Genomic DNA, 19,252 nt, shown 5'->3' on the forward strand with positions numbered 1-19,252 from the left:
GGCAATGGCATAGATGGCACAAGTTTCAAGCTTAGAATTGCTGCAGTCCGCGCGAAGGACATTTCTGCGCGGATTTCTGTTTGCGGGGTTCATAAGCTTTTTTACAAGCCTAACAATGCTGGTCGGCCCCATTTTCATGATTCAAGTCTATAACCGGGTCATCCCGGCTAAGAGCTACGACACGCTATATGGCTTGATCATCATTGGGATCCTCGGCGTAATTGTCTATTCGCTGTTGGACTTCATCCGGTCTTGGACTTACAGCGCTATCGCCCACGGCATAGCTCAAAAGCTCAACCTTCCCGCGCTTCAGGCTGGCGTCCTGAGATCGATCGGCGGTGGCGTCGGCGCGGGCGGCAATGCGATACGCGACATTTCCGAATTGCGAGCGTTCATTGCAAGCAATTCGATTTCGATGCCGCTTGATGCTCTGTGGTCCATCATATTTCTGATCACCATCTATTTCGTTCACCCTGTATATTTTTTCGTCGCTGTCGGCTTCATCGTCGTGATGATCTCGCTGAACGTCATTACGGACGTCCTGACCCGCAATTCCCTTCGTGACGCACGGGACGCGGAGCAAAATCATGCTCAGGAGGTAGCAAACTCCTTGAGGCACGCAGAGGCCGTTGAGGCCATGGGAATGTTGCCTGCACTGGTACGTGGCTGGCGACGGTCGCAGGTCGAGATGCTCGATCTGGCATATATGGCCCATACCCGCGCGCGCGTCTTGCTTGCGATTACGAAAGGGCTGCAAAAAAGCCTCCAGATGGTAACCGTTGCAACCGGTGCTTTCCTGGTCCTAGCAGGTGAAGTGAGCCCGGGAGTGCTATTTGCTGGCATGATCCTTACCTCGCAGGCGGTTGGGCCATTCGCAGGGATGATCGAGACATGGCATTCTTGGGTCAGTGCTGCTCATGCGTGGGGTCGAATCAAGAATCTCGTTGAGGAGCAGGGGTCCGTTCGTCAGTCCATGCCTGCCCCCGTGGGCGACGGCGCACTGGTCGTTGAGAACTTAGTTTATTTGCCAGATGGGCGAGAAGTTCCAGTACTCAGAGGGTTGAGTTTTGAAATTGAACCTGGCGAAGTCCTAGGTATCGCGGGACCATCGGGAGCTGGGAAATCAACGTTGGCCCGCTGCCTAACTGGCATTCTGAAGCCAACGGTCGGCGGCGTCTATCTCGACGGTCACTCGACCTTTCTTTGGGAGCGAAGTTCTTTCGGGCGTGCCGTCGGATATCTGCCGCAATCCTTGTCTATTCTCGATGGAACGGTTCGGCAGGTCATTTCTCGGATGCAGGAAGGCGATCCAAGGATCGTGATCCGGGCTGCACAGTCGGCTGGAATTCACGATCTTATCGGACGCCTTCCGCACGGATACGACACACCGATCGTCGAAGGTAGGCATCTGATGTCCGGTGGTCAGCTGCAGCGACTTGCGCTTGCCCGGGCGCTCTACGGTGAACCCAAATTGCTCATCTTGGACGAACCCAATTCGAACCTTGATGCGGTTGGCGAGCAGGCGCTCATTTCGGCGGTCGCAGAGGCCCGCCAAAGGGGCGCCATCGTCATCATGATTGCACATCGACCCTCGGTCATGTCCGCCGCGGACAAGATGTTAATTTTGGAACACGGCAGGATAACGCAGTTTGGCCCCCGAACCGAGGTTGTTAGCGCGATTGGCAGCAGCGCGCGCGCATCCTCGATACACCTCGTGAGTAAACGGGAAGATTGACGATGAAGGAAATCATAATCCCGCCTCGGCAGGCGGAGCTCACGTCCAAGGCCTCTATCCCTGCAGAACTGCAGGACGAATGGAGCATCATCGTTGACGAAGAGAGCGCACGGACTGTTAGCCTGCGCGGCCCTATTATCAGTGGAATAGCAACGCTCGTCATCGGCGTCGGCGGCTTTCTCGTCTGGGCCTATTTCACGCCAGTAGCTCAGGCTTCTGCCGCCCCCGGCAAAGTCATAGCTGAGAGTTACACGAAGACGGTGACGCATCTGGAAGGCGGCACGCTCAAGGAAATAATGGTTCGTGAAGGCCAACGCGTTCGTGTGGGCGATCTCCTTGCCACGCTTGAGATTACGAGAAGCCGATCCGTTGAATTGCAGGCACGTCAGCAACTCTTCATCAATAAGGTCAAGATGGCGAGACTGATTGCAGAGCGTGATGAGCGCAAGAGCTTTTCCTATGCCGGTGACGTGCCCCAAGGCATGTCATCGGAGGCTGCTTCGCAGCTTGTTGAGACCGAAGAGAGGTTGTTTAAGGAACGGCAAAGCCAATACATCGATCTGGTTGCCTCTGCGCAATCTCAAGTGGAGCAGTTCGAAATCCTTTATCTTTCGTATCAAGCTAAGAAGAATGCTCAGGAGGAGCAACTCGCCTATTTGCAGAAGGACGATGATCTACTCACCTCATTGGAGAAAAGGAAGCTCGCGACCAGGCCTCAGCTTAATGAAAAGCGGATCCAGCTTTGGGAGATGAAAAGCCGCGTGGCTGAGAGCGAAGCGGCAATGGGCCAGAACAGGCAACAATTGGCTCAAGCGAAATTGACGCTTTCAAACCTCAGGACGGAACACCTCCGATCGATTTCCGAAGAATTGCAGCAGGTCCATACTGATATCGCGCGCGGGCAACAGGAGATTGTGAGCGCTGCAGACGTTGTCGACAAGGCCGCAATTCGCTCGCCACAGGACGGGACGGTCTCCAACATCAAGGTCGTAACCCCTGGGTCTGCCGTGACGGGCGGCAGCCCTATCATGGACATCGTTCCTTCGAACCAGCTACTTGTTATCGAAGCGAAAGCGCGGGCGATGGATATTGACTCCATTCATCTCGATGCGCCGGCTGAGATCCATCTCAAAAGTTTCGGCGCCGACGAAGCGTTCCCCCTTAAGGGGAAGGTGAGCTATGTTGCAGCTGACTCTGTCACCGATCCGGCGACTGGCGAAACCACGTATGCTATTCGGGTCAAGCTGGACAATGGGGAGCTTGCAAAACAGCCAAACCTCTTTCTCTATCCAGGCATGACTGCAGAGATTTATGTCGTCAACGGCCAGAGAACTGCACTTACTTATCTGATCTCTCCTCTGACAAAGAGCTTTACGAGAGCATTTCGTGAACAATAATTTGGTTGGCCCTCTCGTGAACGTGATCGCTGTCGGCAAACGAACATTTCTGTTGGCTGAGCAGCCTCGCGACGCAAAGGCGCAATCCTCTGAGGAAGGTTCCGATAGCCTCGTGGTTATGCTCGGAGGACGAGCACATTTTCTTGTGCATGCTGAACCCGAAAGGTTCGCGGATGCCGGCGTTATCTCACTACCCGACTACCTGAAATCGAGAAGCCTATCGCGAACGGATCTTGACGGGGTTTTAGCGCAAGTATTCGGCGCGAACGCGGAGGGCTCGCTGGTCGATCAAGATCCAAGCACGATCGAAACCCTCTTTGAAGTCGTCTCCCACCGCGAAGCCGATGCGGGCCTAACGGTTCTGCACCAGATCGCCGGCGCCGAGACCTCGGTCCTTATTCACTCCCGCGCGCTGGAGCTTCCGGATGCGCTGGCTGTCTACGTCGGCAACGCGTCGTCTCTCCAACGCGTTCGGGTAAAGCAACATGGTCGCCTTCTTGCGCGACCGCATGCAAAGCTGCGGCTCACTTCATTTGAGTTGGATCCTGCTTTCAATCCAAGCAGGATTGTCGTTCTGAATGACGACAAGGTGTCTGTGTTACCAGTGAAACCTGTCGTTTCCGCATCGGCCGAAGAAGTTTTCCGCCGGAACAGCGGCGAAGCTCCCGATGTCCTGCAAATGTTCTATCAATGTTGCAGGCCGATGCGCGCAAAGTTCTCGGAACTGTTCGCGCGTGAGGCGTTGCCGATAGCGATCTCCGATCCGGGCTGGGGGTTCCATCTCCGGATCGACACAGCGTTTCAATTGCCAAGCGGATATTTTGTTTCAGGATGGTATGTGGATCCAGAGGAGCGATTAGTTGAGCTGCTACTCTTGGATCAAAGGCTCGAGGAGCCCGATGTAAGAGACCATTGGCAGCTTGCCGAGGAGGTGTGGGAACAGGATGGCAAACGGGTACTGGCGAAGCGATTTCGTGCCTTTGTCCCGGGAGAGCTTGATAGCCAGCCACTTCTTATTCGCCTGAAGGCAAACATGAGGGGCGGAATTCATCAAATGCTCGCGGGACCCAAAGTGAGCTATGACACGACGAGGATTCGCGACACCATACTTGCAACGATCGAAGACCGCACCTTTTCGCGCGAATTGTTCTATGCGGCTTACGCTCCCGCTCTAGGCCCTCTTCAGAGCAAACTGAATGCGAAGCAAGAAATAAGATCGCAACATTCTTTTGGCCCCAAGTCAAAGAGAGAAGTTAGCGTTGTCATTCCACTCTATGCCCAGCTTGGCTTCATACGCACGCAGCTGATGGCATTCGTCAACGACGCATATATTAGAGAGAGCTGCCAAATAATTTATGCCCTGGATGATCCGCGTCTCGTACACGAGGCGCGAAATCTGCTCGAAGGTTTCAAAACCTGGACAAATCTCGACATTGAACTCGTGGTACTTGACCGCAATGGCGGCTACGCGTCAGCCAACAATACCGCAGCAGCGGAGGCGGAGGGCGAACACCTCGTGCTGCTGAATTCGGATGTGATCCCGTCCGAGATTGGTTGGATCGAGGCAGCTTTGGAGACGCTGAGTAGCGCGCCGAGCTATTCGGTCGTGGGACCGAAGCTACTTTATGCCGATGACAGTTTGCAGCATGCGGGGATGTATTTTCAAAAGTTCCCTCACGGCTATTGGCAGAACCTGCATTACTGGAAAGGCTACGGTCGCGATTATGCACCGGCGACCGAGTCGAGAGCGGTGCCTGGCGTAACCGGCGCATGCATGATCCTCCGGACAGCGGAATTCCTTGAGGTCGGCGGCTTCACATCGGACTATGTCCTGGGCGATTACGAAGACAGCGACCTGTGCATGAAGTTGCGTGAACGCGGCGGGCGATGCCTCTATCTGGCATCGGCCTCACTATACCATTTCGAGCGTCAATCCATGCCGAAGATTGTGGATGGTCATGATCGTCGCTCAACGATCTACAATCGTGCGCTACATACGAGCCGCTGGGACAAACAGCTTGCCAGCCTGATGGCGGAGTTTTCTTGAGTATGGATATGGCAAGACTCGAAGCGGCCCTGTTAGGTTTGAGAAAGGGACGCGCGCCTGTTCCAGACGCCAGCCTCATCTTCGTGGGCGATGGACCTTATGCCGAGATTGCCGGCGAGTTTTTGCAATATTTCGTAGAGATTGGTCGGTTGCCGGTCGACGGTACAGTGCTCGATATTGGGAGCGGTATTGGCCGTATGGCAAGCGGTCTGAGCCTTTACCTCGATCAGCAAAGAGGTCGCTATGTTGGCTTCGAACCGGTGCCGAGTGGCGTGGCCTGGTGCAGAAAGGCCTATTCGGATTTGCCGAACTTTCAGTTCATCTGGGCCGACCTTTTCAACGAACTCTACAACGAGGACGGCAAGATCAAGCCTGCGGACTATCAATTTCCGATGGAAGATGTAGCCGCCGATCTCGTCATCGCGACGTCGATCTTCACACACCTATACGAAGACGACATAGCCGCCTATTGTCGTGAAATCAGACGCGTGTTGAAGCCCGAAGGAAAACTATTCGCGACAGTCTATGTGTTTGATGGCGAACACCCGCCAGATTCGGATAGGCATCTTGTCCGCTTCGACCAGACAGATGCACGCAATCCTTCGAGACGGCACATTTCAGAAGCCCCGCCGCTCGCGGCAGTGTGTTATCAGTCCGATTATCTTAGCAACGTTCTCCGTGAGAATCTGGGCCGACCGTTCGAGATACTCAGAGGTCGATGGCAGGGCGCAGCGGGACCGTGGTATCAGGATCTGATTCTGGCATGAAATCTTTCATCTATCCGCCCGGCAAAAGAATACTCCAGATTGCCCACAACCATCCGAGCTTTTCGCCGGGTGGGACAGAGCTCGTAGCCTTGGCACTTCACCATGAGGCACTAAAGCGAGACTATGATAGCTGGTTTCTCGGCGCGGCCGAGAAACTCCATCTGACGCCCAATCTCGGAACACAGATGGTCGCGATCACCCCAGATCAAAGGGAATCGGTGATCTTTGCCTATGTCTTCAACCGGTTTGAATTTGCCCAGTACGATTCCGGCGGTTTCCTATGGGAGCTCAAGAACTATGTCGCGGAGATCAAGCCGGATATTGTTCATATCCATCACCTCCTGAACTTCGGTCTCGAATCGCTCTTCCTCATCCGGCAGATGCTGCCCAAGGCCGAAATCTATTTCACGCTTCATGATTACTACGTCATCTGCGCGAACAACGGTCAACTCTATGATCACGACACCCGCTCCCGCATGGATGGACCGGACACCCGCCAGTATCTGAAGTCCATGCCGCAGTATACGCTCAACGATTTCACGATGCGGCGGCTTTCATTCGAAAACGCCCTTGCCCTCTGCGACCGGATCTTCTCGCCGTCCCATTTCCTGAAGGAGAAGGTCGAGGCCCACCTGAAACTGCGCACGCCTATCGAATTTCTTGAGAATGGCTACTTCGGACCGGACGTCGAGCCCACACCGCTGCCGCGGGTCGTGGGCGACGAGGTTCAGTTCGGCTATATGGGCAATATCTCAGCCATCAAGGGATTGCCTGATCTTCTGGACGCCTGCGACCTGCTTGCCGAGCGGGGCACCGTCAAGTTTCGCCTGCATGTCCATGGATCGCAGCTCTTCGAAGATAAGGCGCTCACGGATCGGATCGACCGTTCCAAGAAGGAACTGGGGCGACTCGTACAGTATCACGGCCGATATCGGCAATGTGACATTCCGCGAGTCTTCGGAACCTTCGAATGCCTTGTCTTCCCGTCGGTATGGTGGGAAAACGCGCCGTTGGTCATCTATGAGGCGATGCACCATAAGAGGGATATTGTTTCCTATCCTCACGGTGGGGCTGCTGAGATCCTCCGACGTTATGACACCGGGATAATGGCGGAGTCCTCCGACCCCTTGGCCCTTTCATACGCCATGGAGGCGGTAGCAACAGCCGTGCTGGCGAAACGTGACAAACCAGCCTCCCAGGAGGCGGCCGAGTAATCGCGAGTATGGCGTAGGGGCGCGAGTTTCCAATACATTTTAGTTTAGCACGCCACGGTCCGGAATCTGCAAATTCAATTCGATGGGGCGTGACAGGGATCGAACCTTTGACGCCTTCGGTGTGAACACGAGTAGCAACCCGCAACACGCTGATACTCTCGATACCGATCACCCGTCTCTGTCACCGAATTCGGCAGTTTCCAGCCCATTGCTTGGGCATAGTTTGGGCGGCAATTCGCCCGCTATGGAGGCCGCCATTGAGTGGCTCGCGCTTCATCGTGACACCTTCCACTCCTAAACGAGGCGATATCGCGCCGCCGTGAGTTTTTTCGGGCGCGCAAACAGGTCGGCGCAGCTAATCGGCGATGTGCCACTTGGCGCATCGATCACCCTCGAGACAATGCGATGAAGAAAAGGCGGGTGTGGTCGACCGGCGGGGCCTTACCAAGTGGACTGCGGTCAATGTCTATACCTGGTGAGATCGCGGTAGCGGGGGTCATTCGTGCTGAAGTGCAGCGCAAAGGCCGATGCACACTGCCCTGGAAGAGCATCGCCAAGGCAGCTGGGCTGCGAACATTGTCGATCTCGACGAACGGCAGGACTCGCTTAAACTGACCGCGATCAAGCATGTCGTCATATATTATGGGGGAAGCCAAGCGAACAGCAAATCCCCTCGCAGAGCAAATCCATGGGCTTAATACCTGGAGGTATTGCAGAAGAGTACTGGTTAAATCTGGAAGTATATCTGTCTTTTACCACGGAAAATGAATCGATCCAAAGACCAGCTTCTCTTACCGCATTAAGAAACGTAGTAATGGTCATCCCATTTAGCTCATTTCGGTAATGTTCCCACTCGGAAGGCAACACCTTTTGCTGAAGTTCATTCTGGTTTTCGGTCAAATGTCCCCAAGGGGTCGTTTCGAGATGTGCGCCAGCACTAGAGTAAAAAAGCGGGTCTGTAAAAATCACTATTCGGCCGCCCCGATTTGGAATCCACTCTCGGCATGACTCAAGAGTTCCCGCAAGATCAAATACGTGCTCCATCACATTATTGCTTATCACGATGTCGAAAGGCCCGAACTCCTTTTTGTCGAGCTCTTTCAGAGTGGCGCGACGATGCTCAAAACGACCAGCGTAGTGAACCGTTCTTTCGTTCAAAGCCGCAATGAGCGGAATTGTATCTCGCTCGGCCGGATCTACTCCTAGCACAAAGTCTGCGCCATTCTGAAGCGCCCAAAATGTTTCAGCGCCCCATCCCGATCCAAGCACAAGTATTCTCGAGGACTTTAAGTCGCATAGCGGAGAAAAATATCTATCGAAATGGTCCTGGTAGTGGAAAATATAGCTCTTGAGCTCAGACACCCGATCGGAATTCAATTTTCTATCCTCATTGAGCTTGCAGTGACGATCCGCGTGACGCCTACAATTGCCAGTTTAACACAACAACGGCCGGCAACTTTAGTTCGATCATCCAGCCACATGTCCTGGGACAAAACACCCAAGACATCCTCAGGAAGAACCTAACACAGCGGTTTACGTGCGATGGTCACCGCCTGGCCAAGATCCATTTGGCCGGTTATTACTCGTCCATCCAGCAACGTCGCACCTTCTGGTGCCGCCATCGTGGCTTCGTGGGGCAGGTAGTGCCTGACTTCCGTGAAGCCGACAGATGTAGTAAAGAACTCAAGATAGTTTCGATCGAGGAAGACAAGTGGATCGATACGCTTTCGCTGATGTTTCACGAAATCAAGGAAGATGTTTTGAGTTCTTTCATCAGTAATATCGAAGTAGGTAGCCAGAAACGTCCCGCCCGGCCTCAGCACTCTAAAAGCATCTCCGACGATTAGGTGGGCTTGCTCAGGATATATATTCGTGAAGACAGAAAATACTGCTACCACGTCTGCGACATTGTTACCTGCAGGAATCGAAAACCCGTCAACAGCTATAAACGACCAATCAGGTCTTTGGCACTCTTCCCGGGCCACGACCAAAAGTTCGGGGACAACATCGGTGCCAAGGTACTTTAAATCCAGTCGATTCTTCAGGTATCGCGCGAGGCGGCCAGGCCCACATCCAATATCAATCAAATACCCGCCGGCGGGTAACGGCGCATGCATATCCAATAGCGATTTCTCGGTGAATCCAACCTTTTCGTAATCTCCCCCACCGACCATATCAAAAGCAGCCGTACGTAAATCCTTTTGAGCACTCATCGCGGCGTAGCGATCGCGGTGCAACTGGGCACTATCTGTCTTTGGCATATCGTGGCTTCCTCGAAATGAGTCAGGCCAATATCACGCGACCTCCCCAAGCGTCAAACCCATGAAGTCGCCCCGCGGGAACCGCATTCTGTCCGGCGAGTGCAACGTATCGGAGTGGAGGCGTTGACAATATGCTCCCGAGCGGTATTCGTCATTTTATTATGCTGGCCGATCGTTTACAAGAATTGTAGCGACTCTGCTGTGAAATTTCACCGAGAGCAAACAAACGCAAATAGTGGCGAATTGAATGGATTGCGTTTCAATGATTGTGAAGTCTTCTAATGAGATACAGACCTGCATACTAATAATGGGAATGCACCGATCGGGTACCTCGCTCCTAACAAGAGTATTGAATATGCTCGGCGTTAGTTTATCACCTAAACTCTTAGGTCCCACAGAAGCAAATCCGAAGGGGCATTGGGAGTCGGAGGACGTTTACGACCTCAACGAGCGGTTCTTCCGTGAAGCAAAAACATCCTGGAAAGATTGGACGAAGTTAGAAGCCACGTCCGATGGAGCTGTTGCGCGGGACCAACTCATTCAGCAGGCTATCAGATATCTCCCGCAAGACTTCGCCGACGCGAAACTTTTCGCTCTAAAGGATCCGCGATTCAGTCGACTGTTGCCCGAGTGGGAGGCGGCGTGCGGAGCGGCGAACATTCAGGTCAGAGCTGTTGTTTGTCTGAGAAACCCGCTCGACGTGGCTGCCTCCCTATTTAATCGAAGCGCCATGCCTGCAAGTGCAGCTCACTTTCTCTGGCTTCGGTACATGCTTGAAGCAGAAGCCAACTCCCGACGCCTCCCACGTGTTTTTGTTGAATTTAGCCGAATGGTCGAACATTGGGATGTGACCATCGCTAAGATAGCGGATGCGTTGAAAATAGAACTTCGTGAAGTTAACTCGGAGTTAAGAGATGAGATTGACAGTTTTGTTGATTCAAATCTGAAGCATCACAACTCCGATGATAACGCGCTACCTGCCTCAAAGCACGTGCACCCATGGGTAAAGCGCGCATACCGGCTCCTGCAGCAGATTTCTAACGGGTCCCAGAGCGAAGAGATCTTTAGGCAACTCGACAAAATAAGGGCAGAGTTCGATCTGCTATCAATTTCTGCCCGCTCATTCGCGGCCGAGGCGGTTGAGAACGAACTGAAGGCCGCTCACTACGAACACTACTATCGCGTCGAGCAGGCCAAAGCTCTTGACAAAGACGCGACGATACGCGTCGCGGAGGAGGAGAACCGGCAAATCCGCCTTGAGATTTCAGAGGCTCAACAAGCATTGGCTGAGATGCTCCGCAAAATAGAGGGGGAACAGACTCCGAACCACGTCGAAAGCGGGGCGCAGGCAGGAGATGCATCGGACGTCAAGGTGACAGTGGCTTCTCTAGACCGGTTGCTTCAGGACCAAATCCGAAAGGTCGCACAATTCGAGGACGAATTGGCGCACTTGGGGCATTTTCGAGAGGCCGCATCGACGGGGCTTTCGACGGTAGATGCCCGTTTCGCGCAAGTCGATGAGACTGTGACGGCGTTGACCTTGCGGGTGGACGAATTCGCGAGAACAGTGAGCCAACTGGAATCTCAGCGCGACCGCGAGGTCAAACTACATGAAGCAGTTGCGGAAATGATGGCTACGAATGCAGCCATACGCGATCGGCTAGATAAGGCACAAGAGCAGCTCTCGGAACTCAGGCGTGTACGTGACGAAGACCGAGAAGAGTTCGAAAAAAGGATGAGGGAGGAAGAGGAGAAATATAACCTCGCCACCCAAGACTGGAAATCCGCAATCGCACTGGAGGAACGCAGCAAGGTTCTCCTTCGTGTCGACCTAGATAATGCTCGGTCGAACATTGCGACGATCAAGGATGAAAAAGATCGTCTGGAATATTTCAGTTCGATGCAGCAACGTGCCGCTGCTGTTGGCAAGGCCTTGCTCACCTCTCAGGCAGAAATGTATAGAGCAACGGCTGAGGTTGCCCTGAGCGATTTGGCAGATCGCAAATCAACACGATCAACTTCTAAGCGCATGCTGTCGGTGCTCGCCAAGAATGCCGGGGCCCCGGAGTACTCTAGGCAGGAGACGGAAGCTCTGCTATCGGGTATCGCAGACACCGGCCTATTTGATGAGGAATGGTACCTCAATGCATATCCAGAATTAGCTCGGACAAAGATTGACCCGCTCCTGCACTACGCTCTGGTCGGATGCTTTGAGGGGCGTGACCCGAATTGCTTTTTCTCAACGACTTGGTATCGCCGGGCAAATCAAGATTTGTCACGCCACGAGAATCCCCTCTTGCACTATAGTCGCAGCAAAGAAGGACGCGCGTTCCCAAATCCATTTTTCGACAGCGATTACTATCTGCAGGCGCATCCAGACGTCGCCGCTGAGAACTTTGATCCCCTGTTGCATTTTCTCCAGCATGGTTATTATGAAGAACGACGTATCAATAGCGCAGTAGACATTTTTGCAATAGCTCGAGAGTCGGAATACGCGGGATCAAGGAATGAGGTTCTTCACCAGATATTGCAGATCGCAATGAAAGGTGCCGTAGAACTGCCAGGCGTCGACAAAACAGTAGTTAGGAGCCTCCAGGAAAGTAGAATCTTCGACACGGCTTATTATCTCCGGCACGCGCCGGAGGCAGACATGCTCAGTTTAGACCCTATTTATGACTACGTCATAAGGGGTTGGCGCTTGAATAAGCAGCCCAATTTGCTGTTTGACAACGCATATTACCTAGAGCGAAATCCTGACGTTGCTGTTGAGGGAATTAACCCATTTTTTCATTTCATAAAATATGGCGCCGTTGAAAGCAGGTCGCCGCACCCCTTGTTCGATACCGAGTTCTATTTCAAGCGGCATCCTGATGTTAAAGCTGCTAATGTGAATCCGATACAACATTATTTACGTCACGGATGGAAACCGGTGTATTCACCAAGTCCTTTTTTTGATACCGCTTGGTACATTAAGACTTATAGTACTGCCGGTAAAGATCGCTTTAACCCACTTATAGATTACTTATCGGATGGGCGCGACATGGGTAGGCGCCCTCATCCGGATTTCGACCCCGATTTCTATGCGGCGACGTCAGATGGCTTCAAGACCTCAAATTTTGAAGATCCGTTCCTTTATTTCGTCAATATCGGATATCGCCGCGGCCAGACCCAAACGTCGCCGGCGCGACGGTTTGAAAAGGGAAGCGAAGGCGGCAAACTCGTTACATCCGACCGCTGGTACGGACCAAATTGGTCCAAAAGCATTTCTCTGCTTAATCAGCTGGGAGATGAAGTGCAGAAGGCGGACGACATTTTCCCTGATGTGTTGGAGCGCGCGCGCGAAATATTAGCTTCGAATCCCTTAAGGATCTCGGTAGTAATGCCGGCTTGGAACCGCGCGCACGTTATTTCCGCGGCTATTCAATCTGTATTCCAGCAAGAGTATGGTGTGCACGAACTAATTGTCGTTGACGACGGAAGTAGCGACGATACCGTCGCGACGATCAGAGATAACTTCGCGGCGGAAATTGAAGAGCGCAAGCTAGTTATCATTGCGCGTCCTCATGAGGGTTTGTGTGCGACGCGCAACGCGGGCTTATATGCAGCGACTGGTGACCTAGTCGCCTATCTTGACACTGACAACACGTGGCATCGATTTTATTGCCTGATAATGGCTTCGCTGTTCGCCGCATGTCCTGCACTTGGTACGGCATATTGTGCAGAGAACTACCATGATGCTGATCAAAAAGCCGAGACGATCGTCGGAGAGGTATTCGATAGACCAAAACTGCTCGAACGCAACTTTATCGACCTCAACTGCTTTGTCCATCGCCGATCTATAGTGAAGCGATTGGGAGGCTTTGATGTGGAAATGACGAGACTGGTAGATTGGGAACTTATCATTCGTTATACACGCTCCCATCCTCCTGCTTTTCTTCCTGTAAGCATGGTGGATTATTATCTTGATAAGGTGAACCTCAACAATGTCACTTATAGCGAGAACTGGCAAAGTAATTGGTCGCACGTCATTCGAAAGCATCATCTAGAACGCCTGCGATACGGCGTGGTGCCACTACGTGTGGCCTACGTAATATGGGACTTTCCAGCGCTTTCCCAAACGTTTGTCTTGAACGAACTTCGCTGGTTGGTTTCTGCGGGAGTGGACGTGCGCGTCTACTTTAAAACGTCCCCAGACGTTGCGGCCAGCCTCGATTTTGAAATTCAGGCGGAGCAAATTGACACGGCGGAATCCCTCGCTGAAAAGCTCGTGCGTGATAAGTGCACCATTATGCACTCACCGTTCGCATATCCGGCAACCACGCTGTTGACCTGGCCCGCGGCTCGCGCGACCGGTATTCCGTTTACCTTTATGCCTGGCGGGGTTGATATTTCTCATTTCGAGAATCGTCGTCGCAACCGTATCGGGGAGATCGCATCGGATCCATTGTGTCTTGGACTGATTACACTCGGAAAGTTCCATCGCAGATTTCTGGCTGAGCAGGGTGTCCCGATGTCCAAGATGTTGATGGAACGTCAAGCCGTAGGGCTGCCTCCCCGCTATCGGGGTCGCAGGAATACTCAGCGTCCTAAGATCATTTCCATAGGGCGCTTCATCGAGAAGAAAGGGTTAAAGTATCTCATTGAAGCTGCGACTCAGCTTAGGCATTGCGACATAGTATTGTATGGTTATGGCCCACTGGAGGCCGATCTGAAGAATCTCGCCTTAAATTATAATCTTACAAATGTTTACTTTGAGGGCACCCTTAACAACACAGAAGAACTGCACCGCGCTTATTTCGATGCCGACCTCTTTGTATTGCCGTGTGTCGAGGCAGAGAATGGAGATATGGATGGGCTTCCCACTGTCTTGCTAGAGGCAATGGCGGCGGGTATTCCAGTGGTTACAACCAAACTTGCCAATATCCCCGACCTAATTGTCGACGGCGTTAACGGCTTCTTAGCAAGTCCCGCCGATTCAACCAGCTTGGCTGGTACGATAAATCGAGCGCTTTCGCTCGGTGAGTTGGCAAAAGCACAACTGCTTCAGCGTGCCGAGGAACGTGCTCGCGGCTTTGCTAGCGTTGAGCGTATGATGAATAGCTTGTTTAATGTTTGGCGCTCGCGCAGCATTGACGTTGTCCTCGTTACTTACGATACGCCTAAACACAGTAATATGGAAACAACTTTAGACATTATTGACCGGCTTTATGAGCATACGGTAGTACCGTTCAACTTGATCATTGTTGATAACAATAGCCAGCCGTCGTTCGTTGAGGCGCTAGAAAATCGTTATGGCCACAGGCATAATTTCAATTTGATTGAGTTGCCGGTTAATGTTTACGTGGGTCCTGGCACCAACATCGGCGTTTGCGCGGGCTCGTCTGAATACGTTGTCTACCTGTGCAGCAAGGAAGGATTTATCCTTCAAAACGGATGGGATTTGGCCATTATTAATGCAATGGATGCAGTTCCTGATGCTGGAATGGGTGGATATCTAATCTCCGTCCCGAATTTCAGGACCGGCCGAGAATACACAACATACCCGAGCTTTGATGAATGGAGGAATCAGCACTTCGCCCGAGAGAATCCCGAGCGGCTCATGCGGCATCTCCAAGGTGGACTACTAGTCATCCGGCGATCGACCTTTGCGGAACTTGGTGGCTTCAGCGATGCAGTTCCCCACAATGGCACCGATATTGAGTATTCTTATTTTCTGGAAAGCAGCGGTGTAGGTTTGCTGGATATACCCGGCATTTACTCAATAAGCGCGAATACATGGCCGGGCCCAGAGACATTGATCCATGAAGACACTCTGGCGATGCACGCTCTGACAAGCGCTCAGGCTAATCAATTCGCTGGGATCGCGAACGGCGACGGCGCGCACTGCAACATCTGCAATTGGCGTGGCGAGAAATACGATTTCGAATCCCACTTTAGTTGTACCCAATGCGGATCTTCTGCCTTTGAGCGATCGGCAATGCGCTGCTTGAGCCTATCTGGGGCCTTGCAAAGAAGGCCGCAGGTTACCTGCTTGGATGGTGGCAAGCCATTGGTAAGCGCTCTGCTCCCAATTTGCCGCGAGGCTCAGGTCGTTCGTTCGAAGGATTGGGTTCCTGGCCAATCTGAGGAGAGTGATCTATCGCCGCCGCCAATTGTGGTCGTTGATCTGTCTCACGTAGCAAAAGCCGAACTTGACACCGTTCTTTCAAAATTGAACCAGCATGCGGAGAAGGGGCGTCCGGTCGTTTTCACAGGAGACTTTAATCAAATCGCGATTTTTACAAAACGTCTGTTGGATAAAGGCATATCTGTCTTAGAGTTCCTGAGTGCCAGTAACGTGACAAGGTTTGAGGCGCGCCCCGTCAGGGTTGTTAGCCTTGATAATACGCGGGATACGAGTGCGATAACATAGGGAATCTCTTGCATGGCGCCTTTCCAAGAGCGTCAACGAAGCGCGCTATAATACAGTTGACTTTGGTTGACTGGATGATCTTCTGGACAGCAGCGGACCCCCTTAGAGCCAGACATCTCAATTTGGACGAGTTCGGGTCCTTTGATTGAAAACGATGTGATAAGCCCACCATATGTTTTTTGGGGGGAATCATGGACCGTCAACTTTCGTCTTGGACCGAAATCGGGGTTTGTAACCTCTTCCGATCAAAGGCCTGTTGGAGTAAGAAATGAACGTGAAATTTAACCGCCCTCAACTTGGCGACCTCGAGCTCCAGTATATTAGAGAATGCTTAGCGAGCTCCCATATTTCGGGAGACGGTCCATTTACAGAGCGTTGTAGCGCGTTTCTTGAAAAGATATATAGTGGAATGCCACTACTAATGCACTCCTGTACCGCAGCCCTCGAAGCAGCAGTTATGTTGGCCGATATTGGGCCGGGCGATGAAGTCATAATGCCCTCGTTCACGTTCGTTTCAACTGCCAACGCAGTAGTTTTGCGAGGGGGCGTGCCGGTGTTCGTTGATATTCGCGCGGACACGCTCAATATTGATGAAACAAAGATCGAAGCAGCCATCACACAAAACACTCGGGCAATCATGCCAGTTCACTACGCAGGCGTCGGTTGCGCGATGAACCAAATCTGTGAACTGGCTAGTCACTACGAGCTTTTGGTCATCGAAGACGCCGCCCAAGGGTTTGGAGCGAATTATGAGGGCCGACCACTAGGAACTTTTGGGGAACTGGGTTGTTTGAGCTTCCACGAAACAAAAAATGTTGTTTCTGGCGAGGGCGGCGCGCTTCTTGTTAACTCCGCAGCGCTAAGGAAGAGAGCTCAGTTCATTCGGGAAAAGGGCACGAATAGGACCCAATTTTTGCGCCGCGAGACCATGAAATATGAATGGGTTGATATTGGATCATCGTATCTTCCTAGCGATATTATAGCAGCGCTTCTTCTTGCTCAACTAGAGCGTTCGGCGGAAATAACTAAGCGTCGGCTTGAAATTTGGGAAAAATATCACCTTGCGTTTCGCAATCTGGCGACGTTCGGGAATTATGCCACGCCTACGATACCTCAGGGAGCGGAACATAACGCGCACATTTACTACATAACTACTCCATCGCACCTGCACCAACAGACCTTGCTTCAACGCTTGCGCGAATGCGGCGTCGCGGCAGCGTCTCACTATGTGCCGTTGCACAGCAGTATTGGGGGTGCAAAATATTCGAAAACCTCCGGGGAGCTCGCCATCACCGACAGAGTGTCTTCGAGTATTGTCCGGCTGCCCTTGCACGCAAATTTGACAAACGCGGAGGTCGAGTGGGTCATAGAGAAGACGCTGGAGCAGATTAAACTTTCCTAGCACTACTTCGGCAGATTTTTAGTAAAGAGCGGTCTGTGGCAATGGGGACATCGCATTGGCTGACCTGCTCCACTGGAATGTCCTCGGTTTGAGGTTAGTCTGTTCTCCGGAGAAGGTTCAGAGAATGAAGCGTTCCCGTTTCAGCGATGAGCAGATCATCGGTATTCTGAAGGAGCATCAGGCCGGGCTCTCGGCTGTTGAGCTGTGCCGCAAATACGGCGCCAGCGACGCGACTTTCTGCAAGTGGCGTTCGAAGTATTGTGGCATGGAAGCGGCGGAGACCAAACGGCTGAAGGCTCTCTGCTTCTTCATTCGTCCGTCTCAATGGGCCGGACTCTAATCCATTCTGGAGGAAATTCTCAGTGGCAGGTCAAGCAGGTCACCACGATGAAAGCATATCCGTCCATGCCTATTCGATAACCTTCGATATTTGACATCTTTCAAAATACGCGCTGTCGACCTCAAGCAATGCTTGTCGTATTCTTGGAATGCTATTCGAATGAGATTCACGCATCTCGATAACAATCCAACCTTCGTAGGAGGTTTGCCAAAGAGCTGTGCCGATGGCGGCATGGGCACATTTTGGATTTGTGAAATCGCCAAGGTCAGGCTCTGACACGTGGAAATGTGCGAACCTCCCCTCAAGTTCCCTGATCTTCCTTGCGGGGTTATCGCCTGCCAGGCTTACACATGCCGTGTCCATATGTATCATCACGTGCGGGTGATCGCACGCGGTAACAAAGCTGCTCAGATCGTCAATGCGATTGAGAAAATCGCATTTATAGTAGATCGGCACTGGCTCAATGCCGATGATGAAATCGGAAGCAGCCGCTACATCGCCTAATCTTCGCATCCTATCCAGTCCCAAGGCTATTGCCTGCTCGAGCGGCATGTCACCTCTCCGACGATTTTGCGGTGAACCGAACACGGCGATCTTGGAACCTAGAGAATTGCAAATCGACCCGACCACTTTCATATGTTCCTGCAAACGTGCGAAATCATTCTCTGTGCCTAGGAGCTGAGCATCCGGTCGATTGAAAAATATAGCCTGCAGGGAGGGTATGGAAAGCCCGAATGATGCACATCTTCCCCGGTAATCCGCCAGAACCTTCGGGGTAAGCTCGGACCAGTCACCGAGCCTTGTAGGCGCAACTTCCACACCCGACGCACCCTGCTCTTGTAGCACCGCTAGCGCAAATTCTTCCTCGTCGCGGCGCCACGCTAGATTTGAAACGCCGAGCTTCATAACGCCTTCAAACCAAAGTTCGCAAGGAATTCGCCCAACTTAGCCAACACTTCTGTCCGATACATAATATAATCTCCACTTTTGTCGAAGATCCCCGCATAGATCGTATGAAAATCGTAATAGGGGGCGGGTTGGCTCTCAGGCCCTATCACTGAATACGGGAAGAACTTGGCGACTATTTCGGACACTGGTAGCGGCTCAGTCGCCAAATTGATGACGTCGAGATTGTGTGTTTCAATGAGCTTGAGATCGCTACTGAGACGTTCAACTGGATACCATGCAAAAACACTCAAGGGATTGATAAGATTGACTTGATTGTTGTGAATCAAATCAAAAATGACATTCTTGCGCAAATGGTTGCCGAATAGGGCTGGCAAGCGAACAATGTGGCTAGATGGAAATCGCGCCTTCACCTGGTTCTCCAAGAAGAGGCGATGCAGACCATAGGCATGCAGGCCCTCCGGTTGCGGAATGTCAAGTTCCGTTACCTTTCGGGGATCGCGATAGACATCGATGGTCGAAATGAGCGTAAACCTTTCACTTTCGACCGTATCGAGATGGGCAATCAGATTATTGATATTGGCCAGATCTTCTTCAGGATTCTTGTTCGCCCACCATTTTAGCGCTGAGGCCCCGGCACAAATTATGCGGTCAAACTTCTTCCCTCGGATATCAGAGATATTCTTGGAGTTGTAGGCCTCAGTGAATCTATCGGATTCAAGAAGGTTGCTACCGACGAAACCGGAATGGCCGATTAGCGCTTGCTGCATT

11 protein-coding genes and 1 pseudogene are annotated in these 19,252 nt (G+C 52.3%); 8 read left to right on the forward strand and 4 right to left on the reverse strand.

The window, feature by feature from the left end:
- The first annotated feature begins 13 nt into the window (after positions 1–13).
- The 5 genes from AC2YI2_RS14060 to AC2YI2_RS14080 are packed head-to-tail and all read left to right on the forward strand — an operon-like array spanning position 14 to position 7,160.
- Positions 14–1,735, forward strand: coding sequence for a type I secretion system permease/ATPase (locus tag AC2YI2_RS14060; RefSeq protein ID WP_487387099.1), 1,722 nt, complete (start codon positions 14–16; stop codon positions 1,733–1,735).
- A gap of 2 nt (positions 1,736–1,737) precedes the next feature.
- Positions 1,738–3,132: an HlyD family type I secretion periplasmic adaptor subunit gene (locus AC2YI2_RS14065; RefSeq protein ID WP_487387100.1), complete on the forward strand. Its 1,395-nt coding sequence runs from the start codon at positions 1,738–1,740 to the stop codon at positions 3,130–3,132.
- Entirely contained in the window at positions 3,122–5,179 is a 2,058-nt protein-coding gene (locus AC2YI2_RS14070; protein ID WP_487387101.1) for a glycosyltransferase, read from the forward strand. Before AC2YI2_RS14065 ends, AC2YI2_RS14070 begins: the two co-directional genes overlap by 11 nt.
- Positions 5,180–5,187: 8 nt before the next feature.
- Entirely contained in the window at positions 5,188–5,946 is a 759-nt protein-coding gene (locus AC2YI2_RS14075) for a class I SAM-dependent methyltransferase (protein WP_487387102.1), read from the forward strand.
- On the forward strand, positions 5,943–7,160 hold the full coding sequence (locus tag AC2YI2_RS14080) for a glycosyltransferase (RefSeq protein WP_487387103.1): 1,218 nt from the start codon (positions 5,943–5,945) through the stop codon (positions 7,158–7,160). Before AC2YI2_RS14075 ends, AC2YI2_RS14080 begins: the two co-directional genes overlap by 4 nt.
- A 633-nt stretch (positions 7,161–7,793) precedes the next feature.
- Here AC2YI2_RS14080 and AC2YI2_RS14085 read toward each other — a convergent pair.
- Positions 7,794–8,537 (reverse strand): class I SAM-dependent methyltransferase, encoded by a 744-nt coding sequence (locus AC2YI2_RS14085; protein WP_487387104.1) that lies wholly within the window; start codon positions 8,535–8,537, stop codon positions 7,794–7,796.
- A gap of 143 nt (positions 8,538–8,680) precedes the next feature.
- Positions 8,681–9,421, reverse strand: coding sequence for a class I SAM-dependent methyltransferase (locus tag AC2YI2_RS14090; RefSeq protein WP_487387105.1), 741 nt, complete (start codon positions 9,419–9,421; stop codon positions 8,681–8,683).
- 307 nt (positions 9,422–9,728) lie between these two features.
- Between AC2YI2_RS14090 and AC2YI2_RS14095 the strand changes: the two genes are divergently transcribed.
- The 3 genes and pseudogenes from AC2YI2_RS14095 to AC2YI2_RS14105 all read left to right on the forward strand — a co-directional run.
- A complete protein-coding gene (locus tag AC2YI2_RS14095) occupies positions 9,729–15,833 on the forward strand; it encodes a glycosyltransferase (protein WP_487387251.1) in 6,105 nt (2,034 codons plus the stop codon).
- Positions 15,834–16,101: 268 nt separating this feature from the next.
- Positions 16,102–17,235 (forward strand): dTDP-4-amino-4,6-dideoxygalactose transaminase, encoded by a 1,134-nt coding sequence (rffA, locus tag AC2YI2_RS14100; RefSeq protein ID WP_487387106.1) that lies wholly within the window; start codon positions 16,102–16,104, stop codon positions 17,233–17,235.
- 124 nt (positions 17,236–17,359) lie between these two features.
- A pseudogene (locus tag AC2YI2_RS14105) lies at positions 17,360–17,536 on the forward strand (transposase); the annotation flags it as partial.
- Between the two features lie 108 nt (positions 17,537–17,644).
- On the opposite strand, the gene AC2YI2_RS14110 reads toward AC2YI2_RS14105, so the two are convergent.
- The gene (locus AC2YI2_RS14110; protein WP_487387107.1) at positions 17,645–18,481 is read right to left on the reverse strand and encodes a sugar phosphate isomerase/epimerase family protein; all 837 of its coding nucleotides are present in this window, start codon (positions 18,479–18,481) and stop codon (positions 17,645–17,647) included.
- Entirely contained in the window at positions 18,478–19,251 is a 774-nt protein-coding gene (locus AC2YI2_RS14115; RefSeq protein WP_487387108.1) for an NAD-dependent epimerase/dehydratase family protein, read from the reverse strand. Before AC2YI2_RS14115 ends, AC2YI2_RS14110 begins: the two co-directional genes overlap by 4 nt.
- Position 19,252 lies beyond the last annotated feature (1 nt).

The organism is Rhizobium sp. SRI_017, assembly GCF_057586295.1.